Source organism: Alistipes ihumii AP11, assembly GCF_025144665.1.
GTDB classification, from domain to species: Bacteria; Bacteroidota; Bacteroidia; order Bacteroidales; family Rikenellaceae; genus Alistipes_A; species Alistipes_A ihumii.
In genome coordinates, this window is record NZ_CP102294.1 from 412744 (window position 1) to 433213 (window position 20470).

The window sequence follows — 20470 nt, forward strand, 5'->3', positions numbered from 1 at the left end:
CCGTTTCGGTCCGTAACGGCTATTATTTCCTGCTTTTGGCAGCCTCGGCCTCGCGGTCGAGCAGATAGTAGATGTTGTCGGCAATCGGCCCCGGGGCGATGAACATGCCGCCGAAAAGACCCGTCACCGAATTGTGCGTATCGGGGAAGCAATAGTCGAACTCGCCCTGCCGGTAACGCTCGTAAGTCTCAGGAATGTTGTGCGGACGCCAGTTGTCATCCGTGTGCACGCTCATCCACTGGAGCGCCGCGTTCGTGATACCGCGCTGAAACTTGAGCCAGTCGATCTCGGGATCGATCTCGTCCCAGCGGATGTTCTCGCGGGCCGACTGGGCGAATACGCCCAGCACTTCCCATTGCACATGGTCGCGCACCCAGTTGGCGAAATACCAGTCGCTCGAACTGAGCACCGGCTTCGTGTAATAGAGCGACGGCATGTCCTCGGGCTCCCACAGGTGCGTGAACGGCAGAATCGTGCGAATCCAGTAGACGGCTTTTTGCTTGTACTTTTCGTCGCCGAACTGCTCGTAAGCCTGATAGTTCGCAATGGCGGCATGGCCGGCGGCGAACAGGTTGGCCGCATGGAGAGGGGTCTCCCAGAAATCGCCGCCCTCCGGCCGGGTCATCGGAAGGCAATAGTCGAGCGCCTTGCGCGCGGCATCCAAGAAGCGCCGCTCGCCGGTTTCCCGCCCGATGCGGAGCAGATCCATCGCGGGCAGAATCGTGATGTCGAGCGCCGTCGCTCCGTCGAGACCCATCGGCTCGACGAACGACGTGGCCACCTTGAAATCGTCCTTACGGAAATGGCGGCCGTCGGGCTCGAATGCGAACGAGCCGTCGGCACGCTGAATCGCCAGAATCTCGTCACCCTGTTTTTCGAGACGTTTCTTCCGAGCCTCGTCCGTCTCGGGCTGCGAACCGCCTTTCGGTCTCACGGACTCGATCTTGGCCTGCAACTGCTTGACGACTTCCGACTTCTTATTCTCCTGCATGTAACGAACCAGAAAACCCGGCACGTTCGGGCCCGCTTCCTCGATCGAGCGTTGCACGACGCCGAAACCGCGCCCCTCGTGCCACAGGTTCGTGTTGTATGCCTCGGCCATCCGGTCGAGCGCATCGCGATAGTCCCATCTCGGAGCGGCGGGCTCGGGCAGTCCGTTGCGCAGCACCCATTCGGTCACCACGTCGACGCTGTTGCCTTTCGTAAGCCAGAGCTCGGCATTGAAAACAATTTTCTGACCGATGCGCAGTTCGAGCGCATTTTCGGCCCAAAGCTCGTTCTCGTGTCCTTCGGTCGAGGCATCGGGTATCATCAGGCCCATCAGCTGGTTGTTCATCCGGTCGACGAAGTTCGGCGAGGCGAATACCGGCTGCGGATGCTGCGTACGATAGTTGAACCAGCGAGCGGCCACCTCATTCGGATTCCATGAGAGACCGATCGCGTCGCCGTCATGGCTGATCGCCATGACCGGTACGGAAACCTTGTTGGGGTGGGGAGCCACCCGCAATGCCCACGGGTCCTTGAAAAAGTCCGTTCCGCTCGTCCATTCGTCGCCTACGGCCCAGTCGACTCCCGGCAGGATCGCGTCGTCTTTGGCCGTGCCGAACGACGACTCGCCGACCTTGAGCCACGGGCCGCGCAGATAGCGCACATGATAGTTGCCCGTAGCGGTGAGGTCGTAATTCAACTTGACGAAAGGCGAGTCGTCCTCGAGCGCAATCGTCACGACGCCGGTAATGGCCGGCTCGGCAAGCGGGTAGTGCATCCAGTTGTCGAACGAGGTCCCCTTCAGCATGTCGCGCACGACGACCGACTTGACCCGAAACACCAGACTCTCGCCTTCGGGAGTGCTGACACGGGACACCGAATCGGCCTCGAGGCGCATCGGAATGTCCTGATCGCGGATCATCAGCTCGCCCAAATGATCCATCACGGCCATCAACTTGCCCGAGGGAGTCTCGATCTCGGCCCAGCCCCAGCCCTTAATCCGCTTGAAGAAATGAAGCGTAACGTAGCGGTTTTTCAGCGTAACCGACTCGTTCACATAGCTGCTCTGCTTGAACTTCGGCTCCAAACCGTTGTCGGCCGCACGAACCTGCCGTACGCCCCACAGACCCGCGCAAAGCGAGGCGAGTCCTATCGAAATAATCAGTTTTTTCATCGTTCGTTCGGTTTATCCTATTCTTCGAAATGGTAGTTGGCCCGGCGCGAAGGAGCCTGATCGCCGTTGAGCAGGAACTCGTCGATATCGCCCAACTTCTGAATGCCGTCGGCCCAGTGGAAGTCGAACGACAGCTTGCCTGAGCCGAAAAATTTTCTCGGCACGGCCACCATCAGCTCGTTCCCCTCATAGCGATAATCGATCGTCGCAGGCTTCCCCCAGTCGTCGCGTCCATAGGTTCTCACGCCCGTGCGGCGGCCGTCGTGCAACGACTCGTTGACCAGCAGGTCGTAGCCTTCCCAACCGGTCGAGTGATCGCCGTCGGCATCGATGAACAGCAGCATCCACAACGGATCGGTATGCGGCGTGAGCGGATCGGCCGTTCGGACATAGAAATAGACGAAGCGGTCGTCCCGGGCCACCTTCGATTCGACGATATCGTTGCGTCCGGTCCGGTTCACATAGGGCCCGGCCGCGAAATTGCCCGGGCTGTCGCGGTGATACGTGTCGCCCACATGATCGAAATAGGAATTCTCCACCTGCTTCCACTGGTCGAATCCGCCGTTCAGGTCGATCGTCCGCTCCGGTCCCGCCGCGACCGGCTCGGCTACACCCTTGTACCTGCGGACGGCCGCCATCAGCTGATAGTAGTAATTGTCGCCGTGACCGCCTTTCATCGGCTCGATGTCGCGGCTGTACTCCTGATTGTACTGGTCGATGAAATAGGATTCGCCCATTTCGATCTTCCGTCCCCCCTTGCCGCAGTTCGCCCCCGGAAAGAAGTCCCATTGACGCATTTCCTCGTCGTAGTCTTCATGACGGCGGGTCATCTGGCCGGCCGTCCACTCGTTCCAGCCCGTCACGAAAACGAACTCGGGATCGACTTCCAAAGCCCGGCTCCACTGCTCGGCGAAATAGAGTCCCTTGTCGGTATCGGGCGTCACGTCGTAACGGTCGGTTTCGGGCTGCACGCCGTCATGGAAGCTGCGGCCGATGTTCGACAGCGGATGCTCGGCTACGGCCACAGGTACGTATTCGGCCCGGTCGGGCGACTCGCTCCAGCCGACCGACTGAGGATAATGGTCGACCCAAGGCCATTCGTCGTGACCGTCGTCGTACCAGCGGAGCGTCGTCCATGCCCAGCTTTGGCGAATAGTGAAGAAATCGGTAATCGCTTTCGGGAAACGCACGTCGTTCACTTGCTGGCGATTCCCTGTGACATGCTGCCCGAACAACAGCAGCGGCTTGCCTTTCCATCGGAACCACAAGTCGGCGTAAAGGCCCCGGCTGTAAATTTTGTCCCAAAGCAATTCGACCGATTTCTGACTGGCCAGACACGCGATCTGCGGCGTCGGCTCGCCTTCGGCGCGCATCCGCCGGAACACGTCGGCGATAAAACAGAACACGTCCTCGTAAATATGGTCGTTCGTATTGTCCAGCACGATCAGATCGACGCCCGCATCGCACAACTGGCGCGCATGACGTCGAACGATCCACTCGTCTTTCATAATATAGTAGCCGGCCTCGGGCTCGCCCCAATAGTGCGTGCCGCCTCCCCATTTCGGATGCTCCGGATCGGCCGCCAGAATCTTCGTCACGTCGAACGGCCCCTGCTTGGCGCCGTTGTTATTGTGCGTAACGAAATAGAACATGCCGACCACCCGGTTCCCCTTGCGCGGTCCGCACTCGTCGAAGCCGGGCAACGCGCGGCCCAGCGCGTCGGTCGCCGTCCACGTATCGGACCGAAGATCCTTCGCTGGTGTCGAAAGCGGCTCGGGAGAAACCGCCCGCAAAGCAAGCGACCCCAAGCTGCAAGCGACCGACAATATGCCTATTTTCAGAAAATTCGACTTACTCATCTCTATCAAAAGTTCGGTTCAATCGTTCAGTTCGGGCCTCATCGGAATAGGCGCCTTGTAGATCACCTGATCCCAATCGTCGATGCCGATAATGTCCTTGGCGAACTCGAATACTTCGTCCTCTCGATCCGTCCCGAAAGCCTGAAATACGAACCATGCCGGCTTGCGTCCGCCCGGATCGGTCTCGTCGTCCATGAAGCGCCGCACGCCGATCCGCAGGCCGCCCTCGGCCCGCTGGTCGAACCAGCCGTGCATCTGGTAAGCATCGATTCCGTCGCACGCCTCGAGCTTCTTCATCGCGTAGGCCATACCGGCGGCCTGTTCCCGGAGAGCCTCCTCGGAGTAGTCCTTCGAGTTGGGATTCTGCTCGGAAAGGAAAACCGTTCTCTTGATCTTGCCCTGATACAGCGCGCGGGGCTGCTTGATCCATGCGTCGAGCACCTCCAGATTCTTGAACGTAATCTGAGGCGTGTCGTAATCGAACGTCGCCTGATCGTCAAGCCACGATTTGGGCTCGAACAACGACTGGGGGTAGGGGTGATGAGCGACACCCCATTTGAAATCGCCCTCGGCCTGCGTATAGTCCACGAGCAGCTCGAGCAACTGAGCCGACGGATAGCAGTACTCGTTGTGGCGCGACTGCCAGTAGTGCGTCAGCGTGATGAACACTTCCGGATGAGGGCTGTACTTGCGGGCCGTATAGTACAACAGGCGCATCGACTTGATATAAATATCCATGAAGCGCAGCGGCGTCTTGATACCCGCGTTGGTCCACACCCAACCCGCATCGACCTCGTTGTGGGCGATCCAGTGATGCACGCGGCCGTACTTCTTGTCGGGACGGCTGTAGCGCTCGGCCAGAAAATCGATCGCGGCGGCATACAGGTTCAGCGACTCGAGCGTCGTCATGTTCGGCATCGTATAGATACCCGCCGGATCGAAGTCGGGATGCTCGAACAGCCGTCCGGCCGTTTTGTCGGCGAACGAGCGTTCGGGAGCGATCAGAACGATCGCGTTGACGATTACGTCTCGGGCGGCCGTATACTGCAACGTCTTGTCGAAACCTTCGATCGCCTTGCGGTCGGCATAATACGTCCGACCGTTATAGTCGAACGGAATCGCATCGTCCGAGGGCGTCAGGCTCATGAAGCCGAGCCACATGTTGACCGTGACGCTGGTAATGTCCAGACTGTCGAGGTCGGAAGCGAAACGATTCGCTCCGAAACCGCCGATTCCCTTCTTGCTGGCGGGAACCTCATGGGGCAGATCGTACTTGGCCTTCACGTCGTCGGCATAATGGCCGTGCGAGCAGATCAGCATGCCGTTCTGCGATTTCTGGGCCAGCACCCAGCGCGAGTACAGCCGGTCGTAGCGCTGGCCGTCCACCTCCGCATAGCGGTCGAAATCGGCCTTGAACTTCTTCGGCCCTTTCACACGCTGAACAGTCAGAAAGTCTTTTTCGGTCAGTTCGCGGAACATCGGCACCTCGCACAGGTAGACCTCGCCGGACATTCCCTTGATATCTCCGCTGACCTCTACGCGGTCGTCGTTCACCGTGACGCGAGACACCTCGCACGGGTAGTTTTTCTTCAGATAGACCTCGATATCGGCATTGAGTTGTTTCTCGCGCCGCTCCCGCTCGGTCTTCAGCCGGGCCTGCTCCCGTTCTTTCTCCGTATAGGCTCTCAGCCGGGCATTGCGGATACGCATCGTCGTCGGCCGCGCCGCATTCGGAACGATCAGCAGGCTCAGATAATCGTCAGGACCTTGCAGCCTCTTCAGCTTGTCGGTCACGTCGACCGAGAAGGTGCTCCATCCTTCGGCTATCGGCAGCCGGATCATGTTCTCCTCGATACGCGAACGGTCGTCGTTGACCATCACGACCATGAACTCCATGCCGCTGGCGCAGAAATAGTCGAAGCTGAGCACCGAAATACCCTCTGCCAAAGAACCTTTGACCGGCTCGAAGCGGATGACCGCGCTGCCGGGCGCGGTCGTCACCTCGTAGACATCGCGGTCGACTTGCTTGAATGTAAATTCCTTCGATTCGGTGGGACGAACGGTCAATGCGACCGGTTCCGGAGTCTGGGCGCCGAGCCTGTACAGACCCGACAGCGCACCCGCCAGCAACAGGCTGGCAAGAATCTTCCTTCGCATAGAATATTAAAAGTTTAGGTTAAGTAATACTTGTCTCGCCTCTCGAGGCGCAGCAACTCTAAAATACAATAATACGGTTTTTTCCGGAAAAAATTCGCATTCCGGCCCCTCCTTCGTGAATTTTCCGGACGGAAACCGTCCATCTGCCGGACATTTTTTTCTGCGACGGATGCGGCCGATTCGCGATACTGTTCTATCTTTGCACGGCAATGACCAGATAACCGTTTGTAGGTATTTCCGGACGGAACTCTCCCCATATGCAGGTATTCCGACCGGCGTGCGGACGAACTATCTTTGCCCTCGAAAACTGACCGGAAGCTGACACGCATGGAAAAACCGATCCTATATAAACGCTTGTCCGAACTGAAGACTTCCGAACAAGGAGTCATTACGAAGGTATTCGGACACGGGTCGTTCCGAAACCGCATCACCGAAATGGGATTCGTAAGGGGCAAGGCCGTCAAGGTCATCAAGAACGCCCCGCTGCTCGACCCGATCGAATACGAGATCATGGGCTACCGCATCGCGCTCCGCAAGAGCGAGGCGGAGCTTATCGAAGTCACGGTGGCAGAGAACGCCTTCGGGCCTTCGAGCCGACACGGCGACGCCACATTCCGAGACGAGTCGGTCAACCGTTTTCTGCATGAAGCAGGGAAAACGATCAACGTCGCGCTCGTAGGCAACCCCAACTGCGGCAAGACCTCGCTGTTCAACACGGCCTCGGGCTCGCACGAACGGGTAGGGAATTACAGCGGCGTCACGGTCGACGCCAAGGAGGCCCATTTCCGACAGGACGGTTACACGATCCGCCTGTTCGATCTGCCGGGGACCTACTCGATTACCGAGTACACGCCCGAGGAACTGTACGTGCGCGCCCATCTGCTGAACGAAATGCCCGACGTGGTAGTCAACGTCGTCGACGCATCGAACCTCGAGCGCAACCTGCTGCTGACCACTCAGCTGATCGACATGAACCTGAAAGTGGTCATCGCGCTGAACATGTACGACGAGCTGGAACGCTCGGGAGATACGCTGAATTACCGCGATCTGGGCCGCATGATCGGCATACCCATTATCCCGACCGTCGCCAACCGGAAAGAAGGGATCGACGCCCTGTTCAAGACGGTCATCGACGTATTCGAGGACAACGAACCCGTCGTGCGCCATATCCATATCAACTACGGCGCCGACATAGAGCAAAGCATCCGGACCCTGCAGGCCAAAATATGGGAAAACAAGGATCTGGTGGCACGCTACTCGTCTCGCTATCTGGCGATCAGGCTGCTGGGCGACGACAAGAACATTCGCGAGATCGTCGCCTCCCGGGCCGCCAACTCCGACGAGATAGACGCCACGGCCGCCCGGCTCCGCGAAAAGCTCGAGCACCGCTACGGAGAACCCGCCGAAACGATCATCACGGATGCCAAGTACGGATTTATCGCCGGCGCCCTCGAAGAAACCTATCGCTCCCGAAATGCAGGGAAGAAGCATGTCCCGGCCGACCGAATCGACCGCGTGATGACGCACCGGATCTGGGGACTGCCCATTTTTCTGCTGCTGATGTGGATCACTTTCCAGACCACGTTCTCGCTGGGAGGCATACCGGCCGAATGGATGGAAGCGGGCGTGCAATGGCTCGGCGACCGGGTGACCGACCTTATGCCCGAGGGTTCCCTGCGCGAATTGCTCGTAGGAGGGATCATCAGCGGAGTGGGGGGCGTCATCGTCTTTCTGCCGAACATACTGATCCTCTTTTTCTTCATTTCGCTGATGGAGGATACGGGCTACATGGCGCGCGCCGCCTTCATCATGGATAAGCTGATGCACAAGATCGGCTTGCACGGCAAGTCGTTCATCCCGCTGCTGATGGGATTCGGCTGCAACGTTCCGGCCATTATGGCCACGCGGACGCTCGAAAGCAGGAAGGACCGCGTGATGACCATGCTGATCATTCCTTTCATGTCGTGCAGCGCGCGTCTGCCCGTGTACGTACTGCTGATTTCGGCCTTTTTTCCGCATAATCAGGGACTCGTGCTGTTCTCGATCTATCTGATCGGCATCCTGATCGCCGTACTCTCGTCCGTTCTGTTCAAGAAACTGCTGTTCGCCAAGCAAGAAGCTCCGTTCGTCATGGAGCTTCCGCCGTACCGCATCCCGACCGTACACAACGTCGTAAGGCATATGTGGGACAAAGGCGCGCAGTACCTGAAAAAGATGGGAACCGTGATCCTGCTCGCCTCGATCATCATCTGGGCGCTGGGACACTACCCGCGAAATGTCGAATACTCGACCGACTACGCGGCCGAGAAAGCTCTGGTCGCCGCCTCGGACCAAAGCGCCGAGGAGAAACAGGCGCAGATACAGCACCTCGACAACAGCCAATACGCCGAACATCAGGAAAAATCGTACATCGGCCGGATCGGGCACTTCATCGAGCCGGCTATCCGACCGCTCGGTTTCGACTGGCGGATCGGAGTCAGTCTGGCCAGCGGACTGGCAGCCAAGGAAGTCATTGTCAGTACGATGGCCGTACTGAACAACAGCGGCGACGACGAAACGATGCTCGCGCGGAATCTGCAAAAGCAGACCTACGCATCGGGCCCAAAAGCAGGAGAGCATGTCTACACACCACTGGTCGCTTACACGCTGATGATTTTCATCCTGCTCTACTTCCCCTGCATCGCCGCCATGGCGGCGATCCGCAGAGAGGCAGGCGGACGTTGGGCGCTGTTTACCCTGTTTTACACAACGGCCTTAGCATGGTTATTGTCTCTGCTCGTCTATCAGATAGGAAGCCTTTTCTAACGGGAGCGACGACATGCAGGAAATCATAACAAAAATCATTATCGGAGCAGCGGCGGCATGGGCGATCTACCGAATATTCAGACGGTTCGGTCGTCGCAGAAAATCGCAGTGCGGCTGCGGGGCATGCGGCTGCGGAGGATGCGACGGATGCGCGCGGCGTTCGGCCTGCGAAAAAGAAAAGCAATCGGATGAGATCGCTGATAATCAACGGTAGCCCTCGCCGAAACGGGACGATCGGCACGATGATGCGAGTCGCTTCGGAAACTCTCGGGCCGGACGCCGAGCTGGTCCATATCGACGACTGCCGGATCGCTCCCTGCACGGCTTGCATGCGATGCCGCGAAACGGGCGAGTGCTCGCTGCCGCACGACGACGGACACGATCTGGCCGACAAGATCCGTAATGCGGACTTGCTCGTCATCGGATCGCCGACCCATTGGGGAGGCATGAGCGCGCCGCTGAAAAACCTGTTCGACCGGAACGTTCCCGTCTTCATGGGCGAAAGCGCCCGGGGCATTCCCGTAGCCCGTCAGAAAGGGAAGCGAGCCCTGATCGTCGCCGCTTGCACCACGCCATACCCGTTCAACATCTGGATGAAGCAAAGCAGAGGCACTGTCCGCGCCCTACGCGAAATACTCCGTACGGGCGGCTACCGGATCGAGAGCATCGAAATCGGAGGAACGAAAAGATTCGGAACTCTGCCACTCCGATACCCCGAACGCCTGAAAAGTAAATTGCGGAAAATACTCCGAAAAACGGCGGGCAAAGCCCGTTAACGGTCAGCCCGGGATAACCGGACATGCGCGACTCCTGCCGGCAAAGCGTCTCCCGCCCTCCGAACTATAAGGCACTTTATCATACGAATAACCGTAAACGCCGTCTTGCCGCGCTATCCGAATGTCCTCAGGCGAATCGCCGACCGTTTCGCCCGACAGGCATACGACGGACATGTGAGGGCTCCCTGCACACAGGAGGCCGTCATTTTCCCGCGAGCATCTCGATCGCACGGGCCAGCTGATCGGGACAGGAAGTGCCCTTGCCCCTGCAATCGATGCCCTTCAGTCTCCGGACCGCCTCGCCGGCGTCCATTCCCCGAACCAGAGAGGCGACGCCCTGCGTATTTCCGTGACAACCGCCCGTAAAGACGACTTCGGCGATCCGGCCGTCCTTCACCGTCACGCGGATCGATTTCGTACATACGCCTCCGACAGGGACGTATTCGATCGTTTTCATTGCCATATCCTTGCCATTTGACGACGGCAAAGATACGGAAGCCGCCCGGCCTTTCAAAACCGCAGCCAGCGAACCGGCACTTTCCCGAACGTCTCGACCGGTACGGGAACAAACGGATCGTCCTTCCGGCTGCGCTCCGGTTCCGCGCGTCGGGGCAAAGCGCCTTCCGCATGCGAGCGCCGGTCGGAAGAAAACCCGTCTCGGTCGGCAAAATCGGCCGATTCGTCTATTTCAATTGTCCGGAAAGCACGGCCGCCTTAAGTTTGCCTGCAAGAAAAATTGCAGACCCTATGAAACGAACAATCGGAACGGCTCTGATCTGCCTGCTCGGCCTGATGTCGGCCTTGTCCGCCGCAGGGCAGACCTCCGGACAGGGCTGGACGCTCAGACAGTGCATCGACTACGCCCGCGAGAACAACATTCAGGTACAGTCTTCGCAGATTTCGCTGCAAAGCGCCCGGGTCGACCTGCAACAGGCCAAGGCAGACCGGACGCCCACGCTCGGATTCACGACCTCGCAGAACGTCATTCATCAGAAAAAGGAGAACGAGAACTTCAGTTCCGACGGCACCTACTCGGGCAACTACGCGCTCAATGCCGGCCTGACGCTTTACAACGGAGGCAAGCTGAAACACTCGCTGCGCCAGCAGCAGATCGTCAACCGCAGCAGGGAATACGAGGTGGAAGTCGCCCGCAACGACATCGAAATCGCCGTCACGCAGGCCTATCTCGAAATTCTGTATGCGAACGAGACGGTCAAGACGAACGCCCAGACCGTCGAGTCGTCGGCGGCCCAGATGGAACGGTCGAAAGCGCTGCTCGAAGCCGGCTCGATCGCCCGCAGCGACTACGCGCAAATGGAGGCTCAGTACAGCAGCGACTGCTACCAGCTAACCGTCAGCGAGAACGATCTGGCGCAAGCACGGCTGCAGCTCAAGCAGCTGCTCGAGCTGGGAATCGACAGTACGTTCGACGTCGTATTTCCCGAAATAGACAGCTCGACCGTACTGGCCGAGGTTCCCCGCATGGAAGAGGTGTATCGGACGGCGCTGGAAGTCATGCCGCAAATGGAAAGCGGCCGGTTGAACATCCAGTCGGCTCTGGCCGGCGAGCGGGTGGCCAAGGCCGACGGCCTGCCTACCGTTACCGCCAGCGCGGCCATCGGGACCGGAAACACCTCGGGGACCAACTACTCGTTCTACAACCAACTGAACAACAAGCTCAACGAAAGCGCCGGCATCACCGTCAGCGTACCGATCTTCAACAACCGCCAAGCCCGCACGTCCCGCGCCAAGGCGAGGCTCGAAACCCGTCAGGCCGAACTGAATTATGCCGATGCGGAAAAGAGCCTGCTGACGACCGTCGAGTCGCTTTATCAAGATGCCGTCTCGGCTCAGAGTCGCTACCGGGCCGCGACGGACAAAGTCCGCTCGGCGGGCCTGAGCTATTCGCTCGTACTCGGGCAATTCGAAGCCGGCATGAAAAACACCGTCGAACTGCTGACCGAGAAGAACAACTATCTGGCGGCCCAGCAGGAGCAGATACAGGCCAAGTATCAGGCCGTCCTGTCGATCCGCCTGCTCGACTTCTATCGCAACGTACCCATCGAATTGTAATCAAAAAACACGCATATCGCCATGAAAAAAGGAATGAAAACCGGAATCGTCCTTCTGCTCGTAGCCGTCGCGGTCGTCGCCGCCTTCCGGCTTTTGCGGAAAGACTCGAAGCCCCAAACGGCATACAACAGCGCGACCGTGCGTCGGGGAACGCTCGTTCACAGCGTGACCGCCACCGGTACGATCGAGCCGATCATCCAGGTCGAGGTAGGTACGCAGGTATCGGGCATCATCGACCGCATTTACGTCGACTACAACTCGATCGTCAAGAAGGGCGAAGTGATCGCCGAGATAGACCGTTCGACGCTGGAGGCAGAGCTGGAGTCGAGCACGGCCACGCTGGAATCGAACAAGACCGAATACGAGTATCAGGAGAAAAACTTCGCCCGGATCAAGGGGCTGCATGACAAGGGCATGGTCAGCGATACGGACTTCGAAACGGCGGAGTACAACTATAACAAGGCCAAAAGCGCTTACGACAAGTCGAAGGCCGATATGTTCAAGGTACGGCAGAACCTGGGCTATGCGACGATCACCGCTCCGATCGACGGAGTCGTGATCGGCCGCGAGGTCGAGGAAGGTCAGACCGTGGCGGCGAGCTTCGAGACCCCGACGCTCTTCACGATTGCCAACGATCTGAGCCGGATGCGCGTGATCGCCGACGTGGACGAGGCCGACATCGGCAGCGTGCAGGACGGGCAGCGGGCGACCTTCACCGTAGACGCCTATCCGGACGACGTGTTCGAAGGGACCGTGACGCAGGTCCGGCTGCAAGCCACCACCGAATCGAACGTCGTGACGTATGAAGTGGTCGTGAACGCTCCGAATCCCGACCTGAAACTGAAGCCGGGTCTGACAGCCAACATCACGATCTACACGCTCCAAAAAGACGGCGTGCTGCTCGTTCCTTCGAAAGCCCTCCGTTTCACACCCGACGGCGCGACCGCGGCGATGTCCGACTCTTCAAGCCGCCGCTCCAAAACCCTGTGGGTCGAAACGGGCAGCGGAATCGAGCCGGTCGGCGTGACGATAGGCGAAACGGACGGCATCTATACCGAAGTGACCGGCCCGATCAAGGAGGGGGACCGGGTCGTCACGTCGGAAAGTTTGGGAATTCCGGCAGCGGAAGGCGATATGAACGGCCAGTCGAATCCGTTCATGCCGTCGCCTCCCGGACAAAAGAAGAAGTAGCAAGTCGCGCCGGTCTCCCCCGAAAGGCGGCCCTCTTCCGCCCGGCAGAGAATGCCGGCAACCGTGCCCCGCTTTTCTCCGGAACGATCATTCAAACCGAGCCGGTATCGACGAGTGACTCCGGCACCCACGAACAGAGACGCCGCGCTACGGCGCAACTACACCGGCGGTCCTGCCGCCGGACACACGAAAGTTTCAGAACCACGAAACCGAATCAACGCAAAACCATGGACAATCATATCATACGAGTCGAGAATCTGCGCCGGGACTTTCAGGTCGGCGGCGAGACGGTTCACGCGCTGCGGGGCGTAACGTTCTCGGTCGCGAAGGGCGAGTTCGTGACGATCATGGGCACGAGCGGCTCGGGAAAATCGACGTTGCTGAACATTTTGGGCTGCCTCGACACGCCGACCTCGGGCGAATACTGGCTCGACGGCGTCTCGGTCCGCGAGATGGGGCGCAACGACCGCGCGACGCTCCGCAACCGCAAAATCGGATTCGTGTTCCAGTCGTACAATCTGCTGCCCAAAACCACGGCGCTCGAGAACGTCGAACTCCCGCTGTTCTACAATCCGGACGTATCGGCCCGCGAGCGGCGCGAACGGGCGACCGAAGCCCTGAAAGAGGTAGGACTGTCGGACCGCATCCACCACCGCTCGAACCAGATGTCCGGCGGACAGCAGCAGCGCGTGGCGATCGCGCGGGCGCTCGTTAACAATCCGGTGATGATTCTGGCCGACGAAGCGACCGGCAACCTCGATACGCGGACCTCGTTCGAGATTCTGACGCTGTTCCAGCGTCTGCACGCCGAGGGGAGCACGATCGTATTCGTCACGCACAACCCGGAGATCGCGCAGTTCAGCAGCCGGAATATCGTGCTGCGCGACGGGCACATTACCGACGACGTCCGTAACGGGAACATCCGGTCGGCCCAAGCGGTACTCGACACGATTCCGGTGGACAACGGCATGTAAACGACCAAGGAGATGAACTACAAGAATCTGATAAAAATCGCACTGAAAGCCCTTGCCAACAACAAGTTCAGAGGGTTCCTGACGATGTTGGGCATCATCATCGGCGTCGCTTCGGTCATCGCGATGCTGGCCATCGGCCAAGGATCGAAGCGGAGCATCCGCGAGCAGATCTCGGAAATGGGCTCGAACATGATCATGGTACACCCCGGCAACGGCCGCTTCGGCGGAGTGCGGCAGAGCGCCAGCAGCATGCAGACGCTCAAGCTGGAGGACTACCGGACGATCGAGCGCGAGGCATCGTACATCAGCGCCTGCTCGCCCACGGTCAGCAGCAGCGGTCAGGCGATCTACGGCGCCAACAACGCGCCGACCACGCTGTACGGCGTGAACGGCGACTACATGACGATCCGCAAGTACTCGGTCGGCGAAGGCGAGATGTTTACCGATCACGACGTGAAAACGGCCGCCAAGGTCTGCGTCGTAGGCAAGACGGTCGTCGACAATCTGTTCGTTTCGGGCGAGGACCCGCTCGGCAAGACGATCCGTTTCGACAAAATCCCGCTGAAAATCGTCGGAGTGCTGTCGTCCAAAGGCTACAATTCGATGGGGCAGGACCAGGACGACCTGATCATCGCACCCTACACGACCGTACAGAAACGGGTGCTAGCGATCACCTACCTGCACGGCATCTTCCTCTCGGCCCTGACCGAGGAGGCGTCGGACAAGGCGATCGACGAAATCGCCGAAATTCTGAGGCAGAACCACAAGATCAAGCCCGGCGACGAGGACGATTTCGAGATTCGCTCGCAGGAAGAGCTCAGTTCGATGCTCAGCTCGACCACCGACCTGATGACGGTGCTGCTGGCCTGCATAGCGGGCATCTCCCTGCTGGTGGGCGGTATCGGCATCATGAACATCATGTACGTCTCGGTAACCGAGCGCACGCGCGAAATCGGCCTGAGAATGTCGATCGGCGCGAAAGGGCGGCACATCCTGTGGCAATTCCTGATCGAGGCGGTCATCATCAGCGTGACCGGAGGAGTGATCGGCGTCGTGCTCGGAATCACGGCTTCGGCCGTCATCAAGTACTGGATCGGATGGCCCGTCTACGTCCAGCTGTATTCGGTCGTGCTGTCGTTCGCCGTATGTACCGTGACCGGCATATTTTTCGGCTGGTACCCGGCCCGCAAGGCCTCCAATCTGGACCCGATCGAAGCGATCCGCTACGAGTAGAGCGCCTGCAAGCCGTGCAGACCGCCTTCGCCCCGAAACAATCGAGCGCACCCTGCGAGCGTTTTTAGGTACGCGCCGAGCCTCGTCCCCCGCTTTTCGCGCCGGACGGCAACTCGCAACCTCGGACCTCGCCCGCCTCGGCGCATAAATCCCGATTCGGGACGCACGGCAAAGCCGGCATACAGTCGCACAAAAAAAACATATAATCGCGTTTTTCATTATCTTTACATGGAACAATCATGGAAGTAGCCGGTCTGACCAAAGAGAAAATATTCGGGATCGTCATTCACACGATCGCATGGGGGTTGCTGTTCTGCTCCCCGTTCCTGTTCGCGTACGGCGACAACGCGTCCGTATCGCTCGAACGGTACGTCGGCTTCGTCATCATGCCGCTGACTTTCATGACGGTCTTCTACGTCAACTACGGCATACTGACCCCGCGACTGCTGTTCCGCAAACGACTGGGGCGCTTCATTCTGGCCAATCTGCTGCTGATCGCGACGGTCCTGCTCATACAGCATATCTGGCACGAGATGTGCCGCTTCTATATCGAGACCGAACCGCCGCGCGAGAACCGGGGCGATCCGCCGCCCGTCTACTTTTTCATCGCATGGAACGCCATGCTGATGGCCCTGACGGTCGGGCTGGCCGTCGCTATCAGGATGACGGGCAACTGGTATCGCATCGAAGCCGAGAAGCAGCAAATCGAGAAGGAGAGAACGCAGGCCGAGCTGAAGAACCTGAAGAGCCAGCTGAATCCCCATTTCCTGTTCAACACGCTGAACAATATCTATGCGCTGATTCCCATCGACCGGACGAAAGCCCAGTTCGCCGTGCATAGCCTCAGCCACATGCTGCGCTATGTGCTTTACGAGAACAACCAGAACTACATTCCGCTCGAAAAGGAAATTCAGTTCGTCCGCAACTACGTCGAATTGATGGAGCTGCGCCTGCCCGATCGCGTGGAAACGACCGTCGATCTGCCCGAACAGGCGGACGGGTACACGATCGCACCGCTGCTGTTCATTACGCTGGTCGAGAATGCGTTCAAACACGGTGTCAGCCCGTCGCAGCCGTCGTTCGTGCACATTTCGATCCGCATGGTCAAGGAAGGGACATTGGTCTGCACGATCGAAAACAGCGACTTCCCGAAAACCGACGCAGACCGAAACGGTTCGGGCATCGGCCTGCAGAACTTGCGCAAGCGGCTGAATCTGCTCTATCCGAACCGCCATATCCTGCGGACCGAAAACCTGAACGGGAGTTTCGTGGCACAACTCATTATCGACCTATGAACCGAATCAGCACGATGGTAGTCGACGACGAGCCTCTGGCAGCGCAACTGCTGGGCGATTACGTGCGGCAGACGCCGTTTCTCTCGCTCGAAGGCATCTGTTCGAGCGCCGTCGAAGCGTTTTCCATGTGGCAGGAGCACCCGGCAGACCTGCTTTTCCTCGACATCCAGATGCCGCAGATGAACGGCCTTGAACTGTCCCGTACGCTCGGCGAGCGGTCGCGCGTAATTTTCACGACCGCCTTCGAACAGTACGCGCTCGAAGGGTTCCGCGCCGATGCGCTGGACTACCTGCTCAAGCCGATCAGCTACGCCGAGTTCCTCCGGGCGGCCGGCAAGGCCCGCCGCTGGTTCGAGGCCGGAACGACCGGTACTGCTCCGGCCTCGCCCGAGGCGATTCCGGCCGCCCGTAACCTGTTCGTGCGGACCGACTACAAAATGCAGCAAATCCGGCTCGACGACATTCTGTATATCGAGGGTATGAAAGACTACGTCCGCATCCATACGGCCGAGGGAGGCAGCCTCGTGACGCAGACGAGCATGAAAGCGATCGAGCAGTCGCTGCCTCCGGACCGTTTCGTGCGGGTACACCGCTCGTATATCGTTCAGATCGACCGGGTGAAAACGATCGAGCGCAACCGCATCGTCTTCGGCAAGACATATATCCCGGTCTCGGAATCGTACAAGGAACGCTTCATGGAGGCCCTTTCCCGACGGTCGCTTCTGCTGTAACTGAAACCGTACAAAAATAAGCCTTTCCTCTATCGCTACGCGCTCACTGCTTAGCGGCTTTTTCCCAATTTCCCCCACATGCAATTCATTGAACGGTCTGGCATAGAAACGACCGTTCGATTCCATGGAAAAACCACCGGCAATCGATTTATATTTCAAATTTCGATATAATCCGACATGCAGTTCGCCAACCCGTCCAGATCTTTATGATAGTCGATAAGCTCGTTTATCACATCGCCCATATCATAGATATTCAAGGCTTTGATCGAATCGTACTCACTGACTGCACCTCTTTTCACAGCGTCTAACATACTTTCACCCGAACGACACGGAATCGTCAGAAAATGTACGTGTTTCCTATTTGACAACTCCCTGTATCGAATCATTCTACGGTGTTTCAGGGTATTTGCCCAAAACGATACGGTCGGTTTATAATTACGGGAAAATTCAAGCAACCGGTTATGCAATTGCTCACCTATAACGGACTTGTCAATATTTTCTAATTTACATTTCGCCAATATCGAGTCGAAATTTTCCGAATTCAGGGTGAGCGGCCGTTTCAAATTTTCATATAGTTTAAAATATATCCAAATTGACTGCAACAATATGTCAAAAGCGGCATCATACCATAAGATAGCTGTATTGACAAATTGAGACTGTATCCATAAATGCCCGCCCCCGTTATCCTCGGATGATATATATTCGGGATATTTGGATTGACAAGCGGTAATTAGAGCAAAGCGAGCAGCGCATATTTCATCGTACAGATCTTGCAACCGACGACACGTTTCTATCAATATCGGTTTCTCCTTATCAGACTTCATAAGACGTAACCGTCGACATTCTAACCCATTCAAATATTCAGGAAGTTCCAAAATACCGAATGCTTTTTCGAATGTCGGTATTTGTTTGCCCATCGTTCTGTTACGATATGTCTTTAAAATTCGCCTGCTAAAACGCAGGAAATACAAAAGCGAATTCCGACTGCAACCGAAACTCGCTTTCACACCGATCAAATTTTTCCAAAATCCCGGCCCGTAAGAAAGAGAAGGCATCGGAAACGCTCCCGCAGACCACCGCTATTCGGAAGTGCTGCTCTGCATGATCTTGGAAGCGACTTTCTGTCCGATCTCGGCGGCCCATTGCTGGGCTACGGACATGCTTTCGAGCGTAATCTGAGGCTGAACGGTCGACAGCTTCTTACCCAGCGGCGTATCGTAAAAAGCGATCAGATCGTCCATATCCTGTTGCGTATAATACTTGGCGTAGATCGGAACCATCCGGTCCATCAGCGACAAAAGCGCTTCCTCGCTGAACATCGCCTGTATCTCGGCCTTGACCGATTCGGGCAGTGCGGGTGCCTGCTGCTCGATCATCGAGAGTATTTGCTCGGGAATCATTTTAAGCGTGGCGTCGCTGCCCGAAACCGCCATCAGTTTGCGGACCGAAGCCTTGAATTCGGCACTCTGTGCCTGCGCGCCGAATGTCAACAGAACAAACGCCGCCAGAAATAGCAATCCTTTTTTCATCGATTATAATTTTTCATGCGTCGGCCGAGCGCGTCCGGCCCGGCCCATTTCTCGCTAAAGGTAAACGTTTGCGGCCGAATATCCAAACGATATCTGTTTCAGGAGACCCGACCGAACAGGCCGAGCCCCGCCGTTCGGTCCCCCAAGAAAAAACACCGGATTTCCGCTCCGGAGTTCAGGCGCAATTTTTGAAAGGGCAGCAGACGGATCACGAACGTTCAACGCTTAAAACCGACCGACGAATGCCTCCGAACCGCGCAAACGCTCCACGAGCAGATACTCCCGATGATCGCTCCGCTCTTCGGCACGAAAAGCGCGCTCGACCACCCGGCCGATCGTCCGGCGATCCTCCGGATTTTCCTCTCTGATCGATATCCCCTTTTCCCTCAACATCATCGCGTATTCGATTCGTTTTCGCACTTCGCCGGACCGGAACCCGGACTGCTCGTCGCCTCTCCGCCCGGCCTCCGCCGAGAGATTCCGCCGACGGCCTCGGACATCCGCCCGCGCCACGCATGCACGGCTCCGGCAAACGCTGCCGGTTTTCCGTCCTAAACATACTCCGATTATCCGAAACGACACAAACGTCCCGTCGTTTCCCCCGAAATTCCGCCTCCTCCCTTATCGATCCTGCGACGGGACGGGAGGTTCCGAACGACCCTGCGGAGCATCGCTCCGTCCCCTTTCTCCGTCTGCCGGCGGCGGGACGGAAACTCCGGGTACGGACACCGGTTCCGAACGGTCTCCGCCGGACGTTTTTCCCGCGCCGGGAGCGGGAAATCTGAATTTCACGTAAGTAATGATAACTAGAACGATGCCGACGAAAATCAGAATCGCCGCGACCAGGTTGTCATATCCGAGCTCGATCTGATGCCGGTACAGACCGAGCGCCGTAGCCGCTATCGGCTGAAGATAAGCATACAGTCCCGTATGGACGGACGTGAGCTTTTCCGTCCCGTAATAAAGCAGGTAATTGGGCAGCGTAGTCCCGAGAACCAGCACGTAAACGATCTCCGCAACGGCAAGCGGCGGCAGCGAGCCGTAGTCGAACTCGAAAACGTCGCGCCCGAAGAAAGGCCCGGCGATCAGCACGCCGATCACGTAGTACCAGCCCGTGACGGTCATCGTGCCGAGCCGCACGAGTTCGGGCTTGATGAACACCGTGTTCGTTGCGGCGGCGACGACGCTGACCAGCATGAACAGGTTGCCCAACTCCTCGCTCTGCATTTTCGGCCATCCGTTGCCCAGAATCAGTACGGCCGAGCCTGCTATACCCATCCCGATACCGACGATCTTGGCCCAGTGGAGCCGTTCCCGGAAAATCAGCGACGACACGACGAGCGTAACGATCGGCGCCATCGTAGCCAGCGTCGAGGCATCGAGCGGATTGGTGTATTTCGCGCCCCACAGCATCATGAATTCATGCCCGTAAATGACCAGCACCGTCGGAATCAGAATCCCGATGAAATCCCTTCGCGTAATCCGGAAGCGCTTATAGAGAAACGTCAGCGGGATGAAACAAACCGCCGAAAAAAGGACTCTTGCGAAAAAAAGGGTCTCGAACGCCATATAGTGCCGGATGATCGATACGAAAAACGAAAAGTTCATCCCGAACAGCACGTTCGCGACGACCAGCGCCAGATGAGCCGAAAATGAGTGCGGATGAGTCGGACGATTCATTTCTCA

At 58.0% G+C, this 20470-nt stretch carries 16 protein-coding genes; 8 read left to right on the top strand and 8 right to left on the bottom strand.

The window, feature by feature from the left end; translation table 11 throughout:
* Positions 1-22: 22 nt before the first annotated feature.
* The 3 genes from NQ491_RS01700 to NQ491_RS01710 are packed head-to-tail and all read right to left on the bottom strand — an operon-like array spanning position 23 to position 6177.
* The gene (locus NQ491_RS01700; protein WP_019245081.1) at positions 23-2161 is read right to left on the bottom strand and encodes a glycoside hydrolase family 88 protein; all 2139 of its coding nucleotides are present in this window, start codon (positions 2159-2161) and stop codon (positions 23-25) included.
* Between the two features lie 17 nt (positions 2162-2178).
* Positions 2179-4020 (bottom strand): glycoside hydrolase family 71/99 protein, encoded by a 1842-nt coding sequence (locus NQ491_RS01705; RefSeq protein WP_019245080.1) that lies wholly within the window; start codon positions 4018-4020, stop codon positions 2179-2181.
* Between the two features lie 18 nt (positions 4021-4038).
* The gene (locus tag NQ491_RS01710) at positions 4039-6177 is read right to left on the bottom strand and encodes a DUF5722 domain-containing protein (RefSeq protein ID WP_147524862.1); all 2139 of its coding nucleotides are present in this window, start codon (positions 6175-6177) and stop codon (positions 4039-4041) included.
* 327 nt (positions 6178-6504) lie between these two features.
* On the opposite strand from NQ491_RS01710, the gene feoB reads away from it, so the two are divergent.
* Positions 6505-8982 (top strand): ferrous iron transport protein B, encoded by a 2478-nt coding sequence (gene feoB / locus NQ491_RS01715; RefSeq protein WP_019245078.1) that lies wholly within the window; start codon positions 6505-6507, stop codon positions 8980-8982.
* 188 nt (positions 8983-9170) lie between these two features.
* Positions 9171-9758, top strand: coding sequence for a flavodoxin family protein (locus NQ491_RS01720; RefSeq protein WP_019245076.1), 588 nt, complete (start codon positions 9171-9173; stop codon positions 9756-9758).
* A 202-nt stretch (positions 9759-9960) separates the two neighbouring features.
* Here NQ491_RS01720 and NQ491_RS01725 read toward each other — a convergent pair whose 3' ends face one another.
* Positions 9961-10215: a TIGR03905 family TSCPD domain-containing protein gene (locus NQ491_RS01725; RefSeq protein WP_019245075.1), complete on the bottom strand. Its 255-nt coding sequence runs from the start codon at positions 10213-10215 to the stop codon at positions 9961-9963.
* 290 nt (positions 10216-10505) lie between these two features.
* On the opposite strand from NQ491_RS01725, the gene NQ491_RS01730 reads away from it, so the two are divergent.
* From NQ491_RS01730 to NQ491_RS01755, 6 genes are all read left to right on the top strand, one after another.
* On the top strand, positions 10506-11831 hold the full coding sequence (locus NQ491_RS01730) for a TolC family protein (RefSeq protein ID WP_034282659.1): 1326 nt from the start codon (positions 10506-10508) through the stop codon (positions 11829-11831).
* Positions 11832-11864: 33 nt separating this feature from the next.
* Entirely contained in the window at positions 11865-13022 is a 1158-nt protein-coding gene (locus tag NQ491_RS01735; protein WP_026089517.1) for an efflux RND transporter periplasmic adaptor subunit, read from the top strand.
* Between the two features lie 227 nt (positions 13023-13249).
* On the top strand, positions 13250-13996 hold the full coding sequence (locus tag NQ491_RS01740) for an ABC transporter ATP-binding protein (protein ID WP_019245072.1): 747 nt from the start codon (positions 13250-13252) through the stop codon (positions 13994-13996).
* Between the two features lie 12 nt (positions 13997-14008).
* Positions 14009-15229 carry an ABC transporter permease gene (locus NQ491_RS01745; RefSeq protein ID WP_019245071.1) on the top strand — a complete coding sequence of 407 codons (1221 nt, stop codon included), beginning with the start codon at positions 14009-14011 and terminating at the stop codon, positions 15227-15229.
* 239 nt (positions 15230-15468) lie between these two features.
* Complete coding sequence (locus NQ491_RS01750) at positions 15469-16524, top strand: sensor histidine kinase (RefSeq protein ID WP_019245070.1); 1056 nt, start codon at positions 15469-15471, stop codon at positions 16522-16524.
* Positions 16521-17255: a LytR/AlgR family response regulator transcription factor gene (locus tag NQ491_RS01755; protein WP_019245069.1), complete on the top strand. Its 735-nt coding sequence runs from the start codon at positions 16521-16523 to the stop codon at positions 17253-17255. The genes NQ491_RS01750 and NQ491_RS01755 overlap by 4 nt, the downstream gene beginning before the upstream one ends.
* 155 nt (positions 17256-17410) lie before the next feature.
* On the opposite strand, the gene NQ491_RS01760 is transcribed toward NQ491_RS01755, so the two are convergent.
* The 4 genes from NQ491_RS01760 to NQ491_RS01775 form a co-directional block, all read right to left on the bottom strand.
* Entirely contained in the window at positions 17411-18172 is a 762-nt protein-coding gene (locus NQ491_RS01760) for a hypothetical protein (protein ID WP_147524859.1), read from the bottom strand.
* 162 nt (positions 18173-18334) lie between these two features.
* The gene (locus tag NQ491_RS01765) at positions 18335-18784 is read right to left on the bottom strand and encodes a DUF2059 domain-containing protein (protein WP_019245067.1); all 450 of its coding nucleotides are present in this window, start codon (positions 18782-18784) and stop codon (positions 18335-18337) included.
* A gap of 225 nt (positions 18785-19009) precedes the next feature.
* Complete coding sequence (locus tag NQ491_RS01770; RefSeq protein WP_157365658.1) at positions 19010-19180, bottom strand: hypothetical protein; 171 nt, start codon at positions 19178-19180, stop codon at positions 19010-19012.
* A 225-nt stretch (positions 19181-19405) separates the two neighbouring features.
* The gene (locus NQ491_RS01775; RefSeq protein WP_019245065.1) at positions 19406-20464 is read right to left on the bottom strand and encodes a DMT family transporter; all 1059 of its coding nucleotides are present in this window, start codon (positions 20462-20464) and stop codon (positions 19406-19408) included.
* Positions 20465-20470: the final 6 nt, after the last annotated feature.